17 protein-coding genes are annotated in these 16,262 nt (G+C 65.7%); 8 read left to right on the top strand and 9 right to left on the bottom strand.

The window, feature by feature from the left end; translation table 11 throughout:
* Positions 1–135 precede the first annotated feature (135 nt).
* The 5 genes from I6F12_RS22470 (at position 136) to I6F12_RS22450 (ending at position 5,438) form a co-directional block, all read left to right on the top strand.
* Positions 136–1,143, top strand: a complete 1,008-nt coding sequence (locus I6F12_RS22470) for an NADP-dependent oxidoreductase (RefSeq protein ID WP_225157234.1) — start codon at positions 136–138, stop codon at positions 1,141–1,143.
* A 150-nt stretch (positions 1,144–1,293) separates the two neighbouring features.
* Positions 1,294–2,127, top strand: a complete 834-nt coding sequence (locus I6F12_RS22465; protein ID WP_225131045.1) for a cysteine rich repeat-containing protein — start codon at positions 1,294–1,296, stop codon at positions 2,125–2,127.
* Positions 2,128–2,260: 133 nt separating this feature from the next.
* Positions 2,261–2,476 (top strand): hypothetical protein, encoded by a 216-nt coding sequence (locus tag I6F12_RS22460; protein ID WP_036026389.1) that lies wholly within the window; start codon positions 2,261–2,263, stop codon positions 2,474–2,476.
* 188 nt (positions 2,477–2,664) lie between these two features.
* On the top strand, positions 2,665–3,828 hold the full coding sequence (locus I6F12_RS22455) for an FAD-dependent monooxygenase (protein WP_225157233.1): 1,164 nt from the start codon (positions 2,665–2,667) through the stop codon (positions 3,826–3,828).
* A complete protein-coding gene (locus I6F12_RS22450) occupies positions 3,825–5,438 on the top strand; it encodes a benzoate-CoA ligase family protein (protein ID WP_225157232.1) in 1,614 nt (537 codons plus the stop codon). The genes I6F12_RS22455 and I6F12_RS22450 overlap by 4 nt, the downstream gene beginning before the upstream one ends.
* Positions 5,439–5,591: 153 nt before the next feature.
* Here the strand turns inward: I6F12_RS22450 and I6F12_RS22445 are convergent, their stop codons facing one another.
* Positions 5,592–6,104: a MarR family transcriptional regulator gene (locus I6F12_RS22445; RefSeq protein WP_225141022.1), complete on the bottom strand. Its 513-nt coding sequence runs from the start codon at positions 6,102–6,104 to the stop codon at positions 5,592–5,594.
* Complete coding sequence (maiA, locus tag I6F12_RS22440) at positions 6,094–6,726, bottom strand: maleylacetoacetate isomerase (protein WP_225141023.1); 633 nt, start codon at positions 6,724–6,726, stop codon at positions 6,094–6,096. Before maiA ends, I6F12_RS22445 begins: the two co-directional genes overlap by 11 nt.
* A 213-nt stretch (positions 6,727–6,939) precedes the next feature.
* Here maiA and gtdA point away from each other — a divergent pair, with 213 nt between their 5' ends.
* Positions 6,940–7,980, top strand: a complete 1,041-nt coding sequence (gene gtdA, locus I6F12_RS22435; RefSeq protein ID WP_225157231.1) for a gentisate 1,2-dioxygenase — start codon at positions 6,940–6,942, stop codon at positions 7,978–7,980.
* A 120-nt stretch (positions 7,981–8,100) separates the two neighbouring features.
* Here the strand turns inward: gtdA and I6F12_RS22430 are convergent, their stop codons facing one another.
* The 4 genes from I6F12_RS22430 to I6F12_RS22415 form a co-directional block, all read right to left on the bottom strand.
* Positions 8,101–8,922 (bottom strand): ABC transporter permease, encoded by an 822-nt coding sequence (locus I6F12_RS22430; RefSeq protein ID WP_225141025.1) that lies wholly within the window; start codon positions 8,920–8,922, stop codon positions 8,101–8,103.
* A complete protein-coding gene (locus I6F12_RS22425; RefSeq protein WP_225141027.1) occupies positions 8,915–9,688 on the bottom strand; it encodes an ABC transporter ATP-binding protein in 774 nt (257 codons plus the stop codon). The genes I6F12_RS22430 and I6F12_RS22425 overlap by 8 nt, the downstream gene beginning before the upstream one ends.
* A 358-nt stretch (positions 9,689–10,046) precedes the next feature.
* Positions 10,047–11,051, bottom strand: coding sequence for an ABC transporter substrate-binding protein (locus I6F12_RS22420; RefSeq protein ID WP_225141029.1), 1,005 nt, complete (start codon positions 11,049–11,051; stop codon positions 10,047–10,049).
* Between the two features lie 30 nt (positions 11,052–11,081).
* Positions 11,082–12,449: an FAD-dependent oxidoreductase gene (locus I6F12_RS22415; RefSeq protein ID WP_225141031.1), complete on the bottom strand. Its 1,368-nt coding sequence runs from the start codon at positions 12,447–12,449 to the stop codon at positions 11,082–11,084.
* 112 nt (positions 12,450–12,561) lie between these two features.
* On the opposite strand from I6F12_RS22415, the gene I6F12_RS22410 reads away from it, so the two are divergent.
* Positions 12,562–12,834: a hypothetical protein gene (locus I6F12_RS22410; RefSeq protein ID WP_225113683.1), complete on the top strand. Its 273-nt coding sequence runs from the start codon at positions 12,562–12,564 to the stop codon at positions 12,832–12,834.
* A 3-nt stretch (positions 12,835–12,837) separates the two neighbouring features.
* Here I6F12_RS22410 and I6F12_RS22405 read toward each other — a convergent pair whose 3' ends face one another.
* Positions 12,838–13,641: an enoyl-CoA hydratase-related protein gene (locus tag I6F12_RS22405; protein WP_225157230.1), complete on the bottom strand. Its 804-nt coding sequence runs from the start codon at positions 13,639–13,641 to the stop codon at positions 12,838–12,840.
* A 151-nt stretch (positions 13,642–13,792) separates the two neighbouring features.
* On the opposite strand from I6F12_RS22405, the gene I6F12_RS22400 reads away from it, so the two are divergent.
* The gene (locus tag I6F12_RS22400) at positions 13,793–14,767 is read left to right on the top strand and encodes a ketopantoate reductase family protein (RefSeq protein WP_225141035.1); all 975 of its coding nucleotides are present in this window, start codon (positions 13,793–13,795) and stop codon (positions 14,765–14,767) included.
* A 3-nt stretch (positions 14,768–14,770) separates the two neighbouring features.
* On the opposite strand, the gene I6F12_RS22395 is transcribed toward I6F12_RS22400, so the two are convergent.
* Complete coding sequence (locus I6F12_RS22395) at positions 14,771–15,448, bottom strand: alpha/beta family hydrolase (RefSeq protein WP_225113679.1); 678 nt, start codon at positions 15,446–15,448, stop codon at positions 14,771–14,773.
* A 126-nt stretch (positions 15,449–15,574) separates the two neighbouring features.
* Positions 15,575–16,231 (bottom strand): TetR/AcrR family transcriptional regulator, encoded by a 657-nt coding sequence (locus I6F12_RS22390; RefSeq protein WP_225157229.1) that lies wholly within the window; start codon positions 16,229–16,231, stop codon positions 15,575–15,577.
* Positions 16,232–16,262 lie beyond the last annotated feature (31 nt).

Genomic DNA, 16,262 nt, shown 5'->3' with positions numbered 1-16,262 from the left:
CGTTGTCGGGATGTTCCCGTTGTGAAATGGAAAGCGGCGATCTAGCCTTCAATCAGCGCACGACGCATGCGGCTTGCACGCTTTCCTTGCGGCGGCTGCATCAATGATCGTCAAGCAAATGAAAAGGGAAACGCCATGAGCGGCAACATCAATCGCCAGATCCTGCTGGTGGAGAAGCCCAGCGGCAAGCTCGGTCCCGAACATTTCAAGATGGTCGAGGGCGCGATGCCGGAGCCGAAGGATGGCGAGGCCTTGCTGCGCGTACGCTACATCTCGCTCGACGCGGCCAACCGCGCCTGGATGCACGGCGCGACCTATCGTTCCGCCGTCGAAGCCAACAGCGTCATGGCCGGCGGCGCCATCGCCGAGGTCGTCAACTCGAAGGCAGCGGGGCTTGCGCCCGGCGACATCGTATTCGGCGACACCGGCTGGCAGGAATTTGCCGCCGTGCCGGCGAAGCATCTGACCAAGATGCCGAAGCTCGAGCCGATGACGCACCTGCTCAGCGTGTTCGGCATCGCCGGCCTCACCGCTTATTTCGGCCTGCTTGAGATCGGCAAGCCCAGGGAGGGCGAGACGGTCGTGGTCTCCGCAGCCGCAGGCTCGGTCGGCTCGATCGTCGGACAGATCGCCAAGATCAGGGGATGCCGCGTCGTCGGCATCGCCGGCGGCGCCGACAAGTGCAACTGGCTGACCTCCGAGCTCGGCTTCGATGCCGCCGTGGACTACAAGGATGGCGCGGTGTTCAAGGCGCTGCGCGCAGCGGCGCCCGATGGCATCGACGTCTATTTCGACAATGTCGGCGGCGACATCCTCGAAGCCTGCCTGCCGCAGATGAACAATTACGGCCGCATCGCCTGTTGTGGCGCGATCTCGCAATATGACGGCGCGCCTGCCGCACATGGCCCGCGCGGCGTGCCCGGCCTGGTCGTGGTGAAGCGGCTGACCATGCAGGGCTTCATCGTGATGGACTACATGAAGGACAGCGAGCGCGCGCTCGCCGATCTCCAGGCTTGGGTGAAATCCGGCAAGCTCAAGGTGCAGGAGGACATTCTCGATGGACTTGAGAACACGCCGAAAGCGCTGATTGGATTGCTTGCAGGCGAGAACCGCGGCAAGCGCATGGTAAGACTGACGACGTAGTCGCGCGCCCCAATTGCGTCGGCATAATTGACTTGCGGTAGAGGCCGAAGCGGCCAAAGATGTCGCTCGCGAGCTGACCCTCGCGACGATTGCGCTTGCATATCTTTTTCAGAATGGTCGGCGTTCCCGATCGGGCAGGAATTCATTCAAATGTTCAAAACGTTGAAGCATGCATCGACGCGCACGGCGTTGCTGGCGACAGCACTCTTCGCAACTGCAACAGGAGCGTTCGCGCAGACCGAGGCCCAGAAAAGCGCCATCCGGTCCGCATGCCGCTCGGACTTCATGGCGCATTGCTCGAGCGTGACGCCTGGCGGAGTGGAGGCGTATCAATGCCTCGCCAAGAACATGTCGAGCCTGTCGTCGGGCTGCCAGGCTGCGGTTCGCGCGGTCGAACCGGCCGCCGCGCCGAAGACCGAAGCAGCGCCCGCCAAATCTGAACCGGCCAAATCTGAACCGGCCAAGTCTGAACCGGCAAAAACGGAAGCGGCGCCGGCTGCCGCGCCAGCTTCCAAGCCGGGAGCGGCGGCGGCGCCGAAGGCAGCAGCAGCAAAGCAGCCGAGCCCCGCGCAGGTTTCCGCGATCAAGAGCGCCTGCCGCGGCGATTATCCCAAGGTCTGCGCCAGCGTGCCGCCCGGCGGCGCGCCCGCGCTCGAATGCCTGGAGAAGAACAAGGCGAAGGTGTCGGCCGGTTGCGCCAAGGCGGTGAATGCGGCTTTCGGTGGCGGAGCGGCCGCGCCTGCTTCCGCTGCTGCACCGGCCGCAGAGGCGGCGCCTGCCGCGGCTCCGGCCGCCATCGTGCTGCGGCCATTGCTGCCGCGCGAAGAGCTGTTCATCGTGCGGTCGGCTTGCGGCGCCGACATCCGCACCCTCTGCGCCGGCGTGGCGCCCGGCGGCGGCCGGATCATCCAATGCATTTCCAACCGGGCGGCATCGCTCTCGCCGGCCTGCAAGGAGGTGCTCGCGCCTTTCGCGGCGCGATGAGACCGAGCGGGCTTAATTCGTCCGCGGCATGAATTGCGGTGCCTGACGCGAAGGTTTGCGCGTGCTGAGGCGTAAACTAACCGATCCTTGTTTGAAAGGCCGCTACGACCACGACAAGCCCCGGGAGGACAACATGCGTTCATTGCTGCTCGTTGCTTCTGCGCTTCTGGCTTTCGCCGCCACCATGACCTTCGAGACCACCGACGCCAACGCGGTGGTATGCGCGCGCGGCGTCGTTCGCGCCGGCTGCGCCGGCCCGAATGCAGCCGTGGTCGTCCGCAAGCCGGTGCCGGCGGTCCGCTGCACCAGGGTTCTTGTGAACGGGGTCTATGTGAAGCGCTGCGTCTGACCCCCCGGTGGCCAATCCGCCCCGGTTTGGCTATGATTCGCACCTGACGGTTTCGGACTCGCAAAACGCGTGTCCGGACACGTGCTTTGGCGTGCCGCGCGCTGGCAATAATTCCGCTGGCGCCGGACACCGGAGCACATTAGTCTAGCCCTAGATAGTAAGTATACTGTCAATTAGGGAGGCAGACGTTGCGGATCGCCGTGATTGGCGGGGGGCCCGGTGGGCTCTACTTCGCCTATCTCTGGAAGAAGCGTCACCCCGAGGATCAGGTCGACCTGTTCGAACAGAACCCGGCCGACGCGACCTGGGGCTTTGGCGTCGTGTTCTCCGACCAGGCGCTGGAGTTCCTGCGCACGGACGACCCCGATACGGTCGATGCGATCGCCCCGCACATGGAGAGCTGGGAGAACATCACGCTGCACCTGCATGGCGACAGCGTCGCCATCGACGGCGTCGGCTTCTCATCGATCGGGCGACTGGACCTGCTCAGATTCCTGCAGCAGCGCGCGCTCGATGTCGGCGTGACCCCGCGCTTCGACACGCAGATCCAGGCGATCGACCAGCTCAACGGCCACGATCTGATCGTCGCCGCCGACGGGCTGAACTCGCTGGTGCGCCGCGCCTATGAGGGCGATTTCGGCACCTCGCTGTCCTACTCATCCAACAAGTTCGTCTGGTACGGCACCTCGAAACGCTTCGACACGCTGTCGCAGACTTTCGTGAAGACCGAACGCGGCGCCTTCAACGCCCATCACTACCGCTATTCGCCGACCATGAGCACCTTCCTGGTCGAATGCGATTACGCCACCTGGCAGGCCTATGGGTTCGCCTACAAGGACGTCGAGCAGTCCAAGGGCGTCTGCGAGGAGGTGTTCGCCGACACGCTCGGCGGCCATTGCCTCGTCTCCAACAAATCGGTCTGGCGCAATTTTCCTTGGATCTGGAACGAGCACTGGTCGTTCAAGAACATGGTGCTGCTCGGCGACGCCCTGCATTCGGCGCATTTCTCGATCGGCTCGGGCACACGGCTCGCGATCGAGGACGCCATCGCCCTCGTCAAGGCGCTGGAGTCGGATGCGCATCTTGCGACCGCGCTGCATCGCTATCAGGCCGCGCGCAAGCCCATCGTGCAGAAGCTCGTCAACGCGGCGCGCACGAGTGCGCACTGGTACGAGCACTTTGCCGAGCACATGAAGCTTCCCCTGATGGACTTCGCCTACAGCTACATCACCCGCTCCGGCCGCATCGACGATTCCCGGCTGCGTGCGATGTCGCCGGCCTTCATGGCCCGCTACGAGGCGGCCAGGAACGCCGGAGACGGCGCCGAAGACAAGGGCGGAGATGCGGCATGAGCCATGACATCCGTGACCAGGTGCCAGCGGACAGCGATGGCGCGCGCGAGATCGGCTTTGCCGTTCCCGACATCTACAATGCCGGCCGCGTGCTGTTCGACAATCTCGGCAAGGGCCGCGGCGACAAGCTCGCGCTCCTGGGGCCAGCAGGCACGCGCACTTATGCCGAGCTCTGCGCGGAGGCCTGCCGCTGGGGCAACGGTTTCGCCTCGCTTGGCCTGAAGCGCGGCGATCGCGTGCTGTTGTTTCTCGACGACACGCCGGCCTACCCCGCCGCCTTCTTCGGCGCCGTGCGCGCCGGCTTCGTGCCGCTGCTGATCAATACGTTGACGCCGCCGGACCTCTTGCAATTCTACCTCGCCGATTCCGGCGCGACCGTCGCGGTGGCGGATGCAGAATTCGCGGCGCGCTTCAATGCCGAGGCTTGCAGGGAGACCAAGCTGCATACGCTGATCGTGGCCAACGGCGCGGCCGGCGAGCACGCGGCGCCGCGGGCGCTCGCGGCGGCGAGCTGGCTCGCGCAATTTTCTGCTGAGCTGGCGGAAGCGCCGACGCAGCGCGACGAAATGGCGTTCTGGATGTACTCCTCCGGCTCGACCGGACGACCCAAGGGCATCGTGCACCTGCAGCACGACATGGCCTACAGCGATGCTGCCTTTGCGCGGAACGTGCTGAAGCTGACGCCTGACGACATCTGCTTCTCGGTGCCGAAGATCTTCTTCGCCTATGGCTTCGGCAATTCCGTCACCTTCCCGTTCTCGGCCGGCGCCGCAACATTGCTGCTGCCGGGCCAGCCGAAGCCTACGTCGATCTTCGCGGCGATCGAGCAGTACAAGCCGACGGTGTTCTTCGGCCTGCCGACGCTGTACACCGCGCTGACCAAGGCCGAGGGCGCGGACAAGACGGATTTCTCGTCGCTGCGCATGGCGCTCTCCGCCGCCGAGGTGCTCTCGGCCGAGGTCTTCAACGGCTGGAAGACGCTCACGGGGCTCGAAATCGTCGAAGGCCTCGGCTCGACCGAGGTGCTGCACATCTATCTCTCCAACCGGCCCGAGCAGAAGAAGCTCGGCGCTGCGGGCCTGCGCGTTCCCGGCTACGAGGTCGCGCTGCGCGACAAGGACGGCCGCGACGTCGGCGACAACGAGGAAGGGATTCTGTGGGTCCGCGGTGATTCCAACACGCCGCTGTACTGGAACCGGCCGGACAAATCCGCCGAGACCATCCGCGAGGGCGGCTGGATCTACACCGGTGATCGCTTCGTGCGGGATGCCGACGGTTTCCACTTCTTCCGTGGCCGCGCCGACGATCTCATCAAGATCTCCGGCCAGTGGGTCTACCCGCTCGAGGTCGAGCTGTGCCTCGCCGATCACCCCGACATCCGCGAATGCGCGGTGTTCGCCGCCGAGCTGCCGGACCGTCGCATGACGCTGAAGGCTGTGGTGGTGATGAACAACCGCGCGGTCGACCAGAGCGAGGCGACGCGCAGGCTGCAGGACTATGTCAAAGGCAGGCTGCTGCCCTACAAATATCCGCGCGAGGTGATCTTCATCGACGAGCTGCCGAAGACCGGCACGGGGAAGATCGATCGGCAGGCGTTGCTGCGGATGTGAGGCGTGCTGTCATCGCCCGGCTTGACCGGGCGATCCAGTACTCCGAGACGGTAGCGGTTGAATCGAGACGCCGCGGGGTACTGGATTCCCCGCCTGCGCGGGGAATGACAGTCGAGATTGAGGGCGACAGTGTCGCTCTACAACTGGAGCCCCTCACCCAGCCTTCCCAAGATGCTCCAGCGCGTCCTCCGCGCGCAGCGGCACGCGGGAGGCTTCGTTGTTGAGATCGACCAGCTGCGCCAGCAGGCCCATCAGCGCCTTGCGGTCGGCGGGCTTGAGCGGCTCCAGCATCCGGGCCTGGGCGCGCTCGACGGCGGGGATGATCTCGCGCAGGATCGCGGCGCCGGACTTCGTCAAGTACAGGAGCTTGATCCGCTTGTCTTCCGGCGCCGGCTTGCGCTCGATATAGGCCTTGGCCTGGAGACGTTCGATCACACTGCCGAGCGTCGAGCGGTCGAAGGCGATCACCGCCGACAGCCGCGTCGCGTCGATGCCGGGATGGGTGTGGATTGCGACCAGCGCGGCATATTGCACCGGCGTGAGGTCGAACGCCTTGCACTCCTCCATGAAGATGGAGACCGCGATCTGCTGCATGCGCCGGAACAGATAACCCGGCGCGGCATAGACCGCGTCCATCGTGATCGGAGCAAGCGGCTTACTCGGCATCGGGCTGCTTCTCCGGCGCCGCATCGGCAAACGCCGGCAGCGCCTTGGCGGCGGCCTCGGCCTGGAGCAGGCGCGGATAGGCGGAGACGTCGACGCCGAAGCGACGGGCATTGCCGAGCTGAGGCACGAGGCAGAGATCGGCCAGCGTCGGCGCATCGCCGAAGCAGAATGGGCCCTTCTCGTCCTTGATCAGCGTCTCGCAGGCCGACAGGCCCTCGCGGTTGACCCAGGCGGCCCAATCCTGGACCTTCTCCTCGGGCAGGCCGAGCTCACGCAGCCGCGCCAGCACTTTCAGGTTCTGCACCGGATGGGTGTCGCAGGCGATCGCCAGCGCAAACGCCCGCACCTTGGCGCGGCGCAGCGGATCCTTCGGCAACAGCGGCGGATTGGGATGGGTCTCGTCGAGCCATTCGATGATGGCGACCGATTGCGTCAGCACTCCGCCCGCATCGTCCTCCAGCGCCGGCACCAGGCCCTGCGGGTTGATGGCGAGATAGCTGGGGGCGCATTGCTCGCCCTTCCGCAAATGATGCGGCAGATGCTCGGCGCCGAGCCCCTTGAGGTTCAGCGCGATCCGCACGCGATAGGCGGCGCTGGAGCGGAAATAGCCGTGCAGCTTCATTGAGACCTCCCTGCTTTTGTCATTCCGGGGCGACGCGCCAGCGTCGAGCCCGGAATCCATACTCCCGATCGTGGTTATGGATTCCGGGCTCGCCGGGCCACGCGTTGCGCGGCCCTTCGCCCCGGAATGACAACCTTGTATGTCATCCGTCACGTTGACGCTACCTAGATCCTCAGTATACTGTCAATCAACAAACGATCGGGAGCAGCAACCATGGAAGCCGTGACCAAGACGCCGGAACGCGAGGCGTTCTACCGGAAGATCGACGGCGAGAATCTCACCGCGCTGTGGACGGTGATGAGCGACCTGATCACGCCGGAGCCGAAGAGCGCCTGCCGGCCACACCTCTGGAAGTTCGACGTCATCCGAGACTACATGACGGAGGCCGGCAAGCTGATCACCGCCAAGGAAGCCGAGCGGCGCGTGCTGGTGCTGGAGAACCCGGGGCTGCGCGGGCAATCCAAGATCACGACCTCGCTCTATGCCGGCGTGCAGATGGTGGTGCCCGGCGACGTCGCGCCTGCGCACCGGCATAGCCAGTCGGCGCTGCGCTTCGTGCTCGAAGGCAGGGGCGCCCACACCGCGGTGGACGGCGAGCGCACTGCGATGGAGCCCGGGGACTTCATCATCACGCCGTCGATGACCTGGCACGATCATTCCAACGAGACCGATCAGCCGATGTTCTGGCTCGACGGCCTCGACATTCCACTGGTGCAATTCTTCGACTGCTCCTTTGCCGAAGGCGCGAAGGAAGACCAGCAGAAGATCACCAAGCCCGCGGGCGACAGCTTTGCCCGCTACGGCCACAACCTCTTGCCCGTTGATGTGAAGCGGAGCTCGAAGACTTCGCCGATCTTCAGCTATCCCTATGCCTACACCCGCGAGGCGCTGGAGAAGGCCAGGACGAGCCAGGAATGGGACGCCTGCCACGGCCTCAAGCTGAAGTTCAGCAACCCCGAGACCGGCGATTTCGCGATGCCGACGATTGGCACCTTCATCCAGCTGCTGCCGAAGGGTTTCAACACCGCGCGCTATCGTTCGACCGATGCGACGGTGTTCTGCCCGATCGAGGGTAAGGGTCGGAGCCACGTCGGCGATACAATGTTCGAATGGGGCCCGCGCGACCTGTTCGTGGTGCCGAGCTGGCATTGGGTGACGCACGAGGCGGATGATGACGCCGTGCTGTTCAGCTTCTCGGATCGGCCGGTGCAGCAGAAGCTGGATCTGTTCAGGGAAGACCGCGGGAACGCGTGACGGTCGCCGGTCTCGTAGGGTGGGCAAAGGCGCCCTTGCGCCGTGCCCACGTCTTCGCGACTCATGAAGGAATGGTGGGCACGCTTCGCTTTGCCCACCCTACGGCGCCGGTGATCGTATCTAGCGCCAGTGCAACAGCCGCATCTCCAGCCAGCCGATCACCTTCCCGACCGCCAGCCCAAACACCGACAGGATCACGACGCCCGCGAGCAGCTGATCGGTCTGCATCAGGTTGCCGGCCTGCAGCACGAAGGCGCCGATGCCGTATTGGGCGCCGATCATCTCGGCGCTGACGACCAGCAGCAGCGCGACGGAGGCGGTGATGCGGAAGCCGGCAAGGATCGCCGGCAGCGCGCCCGGCCAGATCACCTTGCGCACGATGGTGGCGAACGGAACGTTGAAGCTCTGCGCCATGCGGATCAGGTTGCGCGGCACGGCATCGACGCCGCTATAGACCGAGATCGCGGTCGAGAAGAATACCCCGAGCGCAATGGTCGCGATCTTCGGCTCTTCGCCGATGCCGAGCCAGAGAATGAGCAGCGGCAGCAGCGCGATCTTCGGAATCGGAAACAGCGCCGAGATGAAGGTGATGCCGACGCTGCGCGCAAGGCGCGACAGGCCGATGGCGAAACCGACGGCGATGCCGGCCGCCGTTCCCAACAGCCAGCCGACGCCGATCCGCAGCAGCGAGGCCGAAACATGCTGCCAGAGTGCGCCGGAGACCGCGAGCTGGTAGATCGCACGGACAATTGCGGAAGGAGTCGGCAGAAACAGCGCGTTGACGAGGCCGACGCTGCCGGCCGCCTGCCAGATCGCGATGAGGAGGCCGAGCGCGATCCAGCCGCCGTACCGGCTCGAGGCAGGCACGAAACCGGCGCCGCGGAAGCGGACGGGCCGCGTCGCTTCGTTCTTGGCCGTGTCCGTTGCCGCGCGGTCAAGCATGCTGGACCTCGCGCTCGGCATCGATCGCCTCGTTGCGGATCAGCGACCAGATCTGATTCTGCAGCACCAGGAGCTTTTCGCGCGCCGCCGCTTCGCCGCGCGTCGCCCGCGCCATCGGCACGGTGACGACCTCGCGGATGCGGCCAGGACGGCGCGACAGCACCACGATGCGGTCGGCGAGCCGCGCGGCCTCTTCGAGATTGTGGGTGACGTAGACCGCGCCCATGCCGCCATCGGCAAGCAGGCGGATGAAATCCTCCAGCAGCAGCTCGCGGGTCTGCGAATCCAGCGCCGAGAGCGGTTCGTCCATCAAGAGGATCGCGGGCCTCACCGCAAGCGCGCGCGAGATGCCGACGCGCTGGCGCATGCCGCCGGAGAGCTGCTTTGGATAGGTTTGGCGAAAATCGGTGAGGCCGGTGCGGCGCAGCGCATCCTCGACCAGCGCGCGGCGCTGCGCGGCCGAGAGCTGGGTGTGCAGCAGCGGGAATTCGACGTTTTCCTCCACCGTCGCCCAGGGCAGCAGCGCAAAGTCCTGGAACACGAAGGTCAGCGGATTGAGACTGTCCGCCGGCGGCGCGCCGCGCAGCTCGGGCGCGCCGGAGGTCGGCTGCAGCAACCCGCCGAGGATCGACAGCAGCGTGCTCTTGCCGCAGCCGGACGGCCCGACGATCGCCACCACCTCGCCGGCACTGACGGTGAAGGAGACGTCGTCGAGCACGGCGAGATCGCCGAAGCGATGGGAGATGTGGCTGGCGATCAGGTCCATGAGGCGCACCGTTTCTGCTCGGACTGGTGTGCGCGCTCTTCACCCTCCCCTGGAGGGGGAGGGCATAGGCCGCCCATGGCGGCCGTCCCTGAGAACGCCGAAGCCAAGCTTCGGCTATGTCGTATTGAACGAAGCGAAATGCGAACCGGGGCGGGGTGACAGTCTATCGGCGCGGATGCTGGCAATTCCTGCCCCCGAAGCTCCCGCGAATGGTCGGAGCAAGCGACAGATAGACCACCGCCGTGGCTCACCCCGCCCCGCTCGCTCCGGACGATGCTGCGCATCGCCGGTGCGATCGACCCTCCCCCTCCAGGGGAGGGTGGCAGATCGCCTGCCGCGGGAGTTTGCACAATCAGCATCAATCCACCTTCACGAATTCCTTCGCGATGATCGCTTCCGCATCAAAGCCCTTGTCGACGAAGCCCTGCTCCTGCAGCCATTTGATCTGGTTGTCGACGTTCTTCACGTCGAGCTTGCCGTCGGGATCGATATAGGCGCAGTTGCCGACCACCTGCTCGACCGGCAGGTTGGTGTACTTTGCGATGATCTCCAGCAGCGGCCTGGTCTTGTCGTTGATCGGGGCGACACCGTCCTTCATCGCGGCAAGGATGACGTCGTGATATTCGCGGTCGGCTTTCGCGAGCACGCCGAGGAATTTCGTCACCAGCGCCTTGTTGGCCAACGTCTTCGGCGCGGCGAATACCGCGCCCAGCTGCCACGGCGTCTCGTCACCAACCCAGCCCAGGAATTTCGCGCCGCCCTCGTCCATCAGCTTTCGCGCAGTCGAGATCGGCAGCAACGCGGCATCGACGGTCTCGCCCTTGAGCGCGGCGGCGGCATTCGACAGCGATTGCAGCGGCACGATCTTTACGTCCGCCAGCTTGAAGCCGTATTTGTCGGCGAGCAGGCCGAGCGAATAATGGAAGCTCGATCCGACCTGCGTCATCGCCACACGCTTGCCGGCGAGGTCCTTCGGCGTCTTCAGGCCGCTCGCATAGGCATTGTTGCTGGCGAAATAGCCGATCAGGGGGTAGCCGGGCTTCTCGCGGCTCATGCCGCCGATCACCTTCAGCGTGCCCTTGCCGCCGAGATTGTAGAGCCCGGCGGTGAAGGCAGTGACGCCGAAATCGACGTCGCCCGAGGTGGTGGCGACCGCAATCGGCTGCGCTGCGTCGAAGAACTTCAGCTCGACCTCCAACCCGGCCTCACGGAAATAGCCCTTGTCCAGCGCGATGAAGACCGGGGCCGACGAAGACAGGCGGAGCACGCCGATCCTGGCTTTCGGCACATCCTCGGCCCGTGCCGTGCCCATAGCCATGATCGCCATCAGGCCCCCTACCGCGAGCCGCGCAATCCCGATCATCCCGTTTCCTCCGCTTTGTCTTGCAGTGCGTTACAGGCCTTCGGGCACCGCCTGATCCCGTCCGATGAAGGCGCCCTGTTGTTTCAACGTTTCCTGCAACTTTTCAATGGGGATTTCGCGTGGAATCCGGTTTCCGGACAGCGCCAGCGCGGCGGCGGAACCGGCGGCTTCACCCATCGCGAAGCAGGCACCGGAGACCCGGGCGGCCGACTGGCCCTCGTGGGTCATCGAGGCGCAGCGGCCGGCGACCAGGAGATTGTCGACGCCCTCAGGGACCAGCATCCGGTAAGGCAGCTCATTATAGCCGCGCGATTCCGGGATCGGCGGGAAGGTGAAGACGACGTCGCCGGGCACATGGGCCTCGATCGGCCAGCCGTTGACGCCGATGGAATCCGCGAACGAGGCGCAGCCGAGCACGTCCTCGCCGCTGAGCTGGTAGCCACCCTTGATGCGGCGGGTCTCGCGGATGCCGAGCTGTGGCGGCAGGTCGACGATGTAGGACTTCTCAAATCCGGGCACCGTGCTGCGCAGGAATTCGTACGCGGCGAGCGCCTGCTTGCGGCCTTCGATCTCGCCGCGGGTGAGATCGTCGGGCTCGATGCCGTTGATGGCATGACCGTCCTCGCGCGCCACCTGCGTAAAGTTCACCCGCCATTCGATGCCGGATTTCTGTGGCCGCACGATCGCGCTTCTGCGCGGAAACCTGTGCGTGCCGGCCGCTACGGCCTTTTCCATCAATTGCGGAATGGTGCGCCAGGCCTCGCCGGCCTTTGCGGGATCGATGCCGTTGAGACGGAGCATCATCGAGGGGTAGAGCGGATGGCCATGCTCGTCGCCGATCTCGAACGGCGCGCCGGCCCACACGGCGAGATCGCCGTCGCCGGAGCAGTCGATGAAGATCTCCGCGCGCACCGCCTGCCGGCCGGCCTTGGTCTCGATCAGCATCGCGTCGATGCGGCGCTCATCGGCCATCACGACGCTGGCGCCGAGGGCGTGGAAGAGCATATTCACCTTATGGCTGGCGAGCAGCTGGTCGGCCGCGATCTTGTAGGCGGCGGTGTCATAGGCCTGGGCAAAAACCTTGCCGAGGATCAGATGCGGCGCGTTGAGGCCGTTCAAGCGATCGATCCGCGCCAGCAGCTCCGAGGCGAGCCCCTGCACCAGCCGCCGGTGCTCGCCATGGACATTGCCGTGCAGGCCGCAGAAATTGGTGACGCCGGCCGCTGTGCCCATGCCGCCGAGAAAGCCGTAACGTTCGATCAGCAGCGTCTTCCGCCCCGCGCGCGCCGCTGCGGCTGCCGCCACGATGCCGGCCGGCCCGCCGCCGAGCACGACGACTTCATATTCGCCATAGAGCGGTACTTTGCGCGCTGGTTCGTCGATCGTCGTGGCCCACATGGCGCGTTCCTTCCCGGAATCTGGTTCGAACTGGATCACGGCTTAGCCGGCGGTCCTCATGCCCGCAAGATCGCGGTTGCTCGCTAACGGTGGACCTGAGACAAGTGCAGGCATGGATTCGATCATCGTCAGATACTGCTTCGCCGCTTCTATCGCCCTCGCGATCTCGGCCGTTCCCGCCTCGGCCGTGGAGCAAAACTGCCGCTTCATCCCCGCCAAGCCCGATCGCGAGGCCTGCTACAAGCGGCAGGAGGAAGACCTGTCGGCTAAGCGCAAGCCGGCCACGCCGGCGGCTGAGAGCACGACGCTCGACACGCTGCGCCAGTTGCGGCAGGACGACGACGCCGTCTACCGCAGCATCAACAACATCTGCCGCGGCTGCTGACGCCTAACCTTTGCCACTGCCCCAATTCGCCGCCCGCTTCTCGGCGAAGGAGGCCAGTCCCTCCGCCGCCTCCGCGCTCTGGCGCTTGAGCGAATGCAGCTCCACGAGCCGCGTGTAGGCAGCATCGTCCACGGCCATGCCGCCGAACGAGCTCTCCAGCGCGAGCCGCTTGGTTTCGGCCATGGCCTCCGGTCCGTTGGCGAGCAGCTGCTCGACGACCTTGGCGCCTGCAGCCTCGAGATCGGCGAGCGGCACCACCTCGTGGACGAGGCCGATGCGGCGGGCGTCTTCGGCGCCGAAGCGCTCGCCGGTCAGCGCGTAACGGCGGACTTGCCGTACACTAATGGCATCGCAGAGCTGCGGGATGATGATCGCCGCGGTCAGGCCCCAGCGCACCTCGGTGATCGAGAACAGGGCGTTGTCCGCTGCAATCACGACATCGCAGGCCGCGATGACGCCGGTGCCGCCCCCGAAGCAGCCGCCCTGCACCAGCGCGACGGTCGGAAGCGGCAAAGTGTTGAGCCGCTGCACGGCCTCGAACGTCGCCCGCGAGGCTGCCTCGTTCGCCTCGCGCGATTGCGGCCGCACGCTGTTGATCCATTTGAGATCGGCGCCGGCCTGGAAGTGCTTGCCCTTGCCCCGGAGCACGACGACGCGCAAATTGGGCTTGCTGCCGAGGTCGTCCATGGCCGCGAGCACGCCTGAGATCAGCGCGCCGTCATAGGCATTGTTGACTTCCGGCCGATTCAACGTGACGGTCGCAACCCCGCGTTCATCGAGGCTCCACAGGACGGGGCTGGCAGTCATCGGCGGTCCTCCGGTTGTTTGCCGCGCACTATGGCCGAGCGCGCGTGCCCTGATCCATATCTTTCCGGCGTAGGGCGGCCGCGTCCATCGCATGGCGGCTTGTGTCATGCTGGCTGCGGGCGACACCACGGGATGGATACGGGATATCAATATGCGCATCTGCATTTTCGGCGCAGGCGCCGTCGGCAGCCACATTGCGGTACGGCTGGCGCGCGCCGGCCATGAGGTCAGCTGCGTGATGCGGGGCGCGCATCTGGAGGCGGCCCGCGCGGGTGGGCTCAAGCTGCGCGTCGGCGATTCCGAGGTCGGCGCCAAGGTGAACGCGTCAGGCGACCCGGCCCAGCTCGGCCCGCAGGACGTCGTGATCTCGACCTTGAAGGCGACGGCGCTTCAGGGACTGGTTTCCAGCATCAAGCCGCTGCTCCAGGACGATACTGCGATCGTGTTCGCCCAAAACGGCATTCCCTGGTGGTACGGCATCGGCCTGCCGCCGCGGCACCCGACGCCGCCGGACATTTCATTCCTCGACCCCGGCGGACGCCTGCGCGCCTGCATCCCGAAGGAGCGGATCGTCGGCGGCGTGATCTTCTCCTCCAACGAGGTGATCGCGCCCGGCGTGGTGCAGAACCTGACGCCGGACCGCAACCGCCTCCTGATCGGCGAATGCGACGACCGCAATTGCGAGCGCATCACCAGGCTGCGCGGCGTCTTCAACGATGCGCGGCTGGAATCGCCGCCGGTCGCCGAGATCCGCGAGGCGATCTGGTCAAAGCTGCTGACCAACATGTCGCTGTCGGTGCTGTGCCTGCTCACCGGCCAGACCGCGCGCGGCGTGCGCGACGACCCCGCCTTCACGGAGGTGATTCCGCGTATGCTGAACGAAGCCAACGCGATCGCCCAATACTTCATTCCCGAGGTCAAGCGCGCCAGCCGCAGCGGCCCCGCCCCCAACCACAAGCCGTCGCTGCTGCAGGATTACGAGCTCGGCCGCGCCATGGAGATCGACGTGCTGGTGAAGGCGCCCCAGGCCTTCGCGCGCACCGCCGGCCTGTCGACACCTACGCTCGACCTGATCGCCGCGCTCGCGATCCAGAAGGCGCGCGACAAGGGGCTTTATTCCGCGTGAGCCTCAGGCGAGCGCATCGATCCAGGCCGCGAGCGTATCCAGCACCTCGTTGAGCGCCTCGTCATTGCTACGGCCGGATTTCTTGAGCACCGCAAAGGAATGGTCGCCGCCTGCGACCTCATGCAGCGTCGCCTTACGCCCGAGCCGCTCGATGACCGGCTCGAGATGGGCAAGATCGGCAAGCTCGTCGCGTGTGCCTTGCAGGAACAGCATGGGAATCGCGATTGCAGCGAGGTGCTCGGCGCGCTCGCTCGACGGCTTCTTGGCGGCATGGAGGGGAAAGCCGAGGAAGGCCAGCCCTTTGACATCGGGGAGCGGCGACCTCGACTGCGCCTGCGAGGTCATGCGGCCGCCGAATGATTTTCCACCGGCAACGAGCTTCAGCCCGGGGCAGAGCCGCCCCGCCTCCGCGACCGCTGCGCGCACGCTCGCGTGTGCGATTGCGGGCGGGTCAGGACGTCCCTTCTTCGCTTCCATGTAGGGAAAATTGAAGCGGAACGTCGCAATGCCGCGCTCGGCAAGGCCGGCTGCAACATTCTCCATGAAGGAATGCCGCATGTCTGCGCCGGCGCCGTGCGCCAGGACGTAGCAGGCGCGCGCGTGGGTCGGCTGCGTCAGGATCGCCGAGACCGTGCCGATGCGCTCGATGGCGAGCTTGAGCTCTGTCGTCTTGGCTGTCATGACCTACGCAAGCCTCGATTTGCATCTAAAGCGCGATGAGATCTGGATGAATCGTCATCGCGCTTTGGGTTGTTGTCTGCGCATGATCCTTCCGGAAAACCGCTTCGCACTTTTCCGGATCATGCTCTAGCGGCGCGTGCCGCTCGCGGGCCAGAGATAGTTCAGGACCTGATCGAGCGTCATCATGATCTCGCGGCGTCCGGCCTCGTTGTTCACAGAGCCGAATTTCTCCTCGAGCGCAAGCTTGGCGAAGCCGTGAACGGTGGACCAGGCTGCCGCAGCCGCCGTCTTCGCCTCCTTCGCGGTGCCGCCGGTCAGCTCGGCGACGACGACCTCGAACGCATGGCCGGCGGCCCTGCTCGCCTGCTTCAGGCGCGCATCGTCGGCAACCAGCCGCTTGTTGGCAAACATCATCTGGAAACGGCCGGGATGCCTCAACGCATAATCGACATAGGCAAGTCCCTGGGCGTGGAGCTTGTCGCGGACGCCCTGCTTGCCGGAGGCCGCCTCGCGCAAGGCGCCGGCAAGCGCGTCGTAGCCGCGGATCGCCACTTCGGTGAGAAGGCCCTGGGCGTTGCCGAAATGATGCGATGGCGCGGCCGGCGAAACGCCGGCGCGGCGTGCGGCTTCGCGCAGCGTGAAGGCTTCCGCGCCCTGCTCGGCGAGAATGGCTTCGCTCGCGGCGATCAGCGCCTCCTGCAATTCGCCGTGATGGTATCCGACCTCCGGCCTTGGCCGGGTCGGAGCGGTGCTGCGCTTGGCGGCGGGGGCCCGTTTCTTCATGTAACTTGACACTGTTCAGATTGCAGCATAT

Source organism: Bradyrhizobium sp. IC4059, assembly GCF_020193615.1.
Lineage (GTDB): Bacteria > Pseudomonadota > Alphaproteobacteria > Rhizobiales > Xanthobacteraceae > Bradyrhizobium > Bradyrhizobium yuanmingense.
Note: the sequence above shows the minus strand (reverse complement) of the source record. Positions and strands in the feature narration are given on the sequence as shown.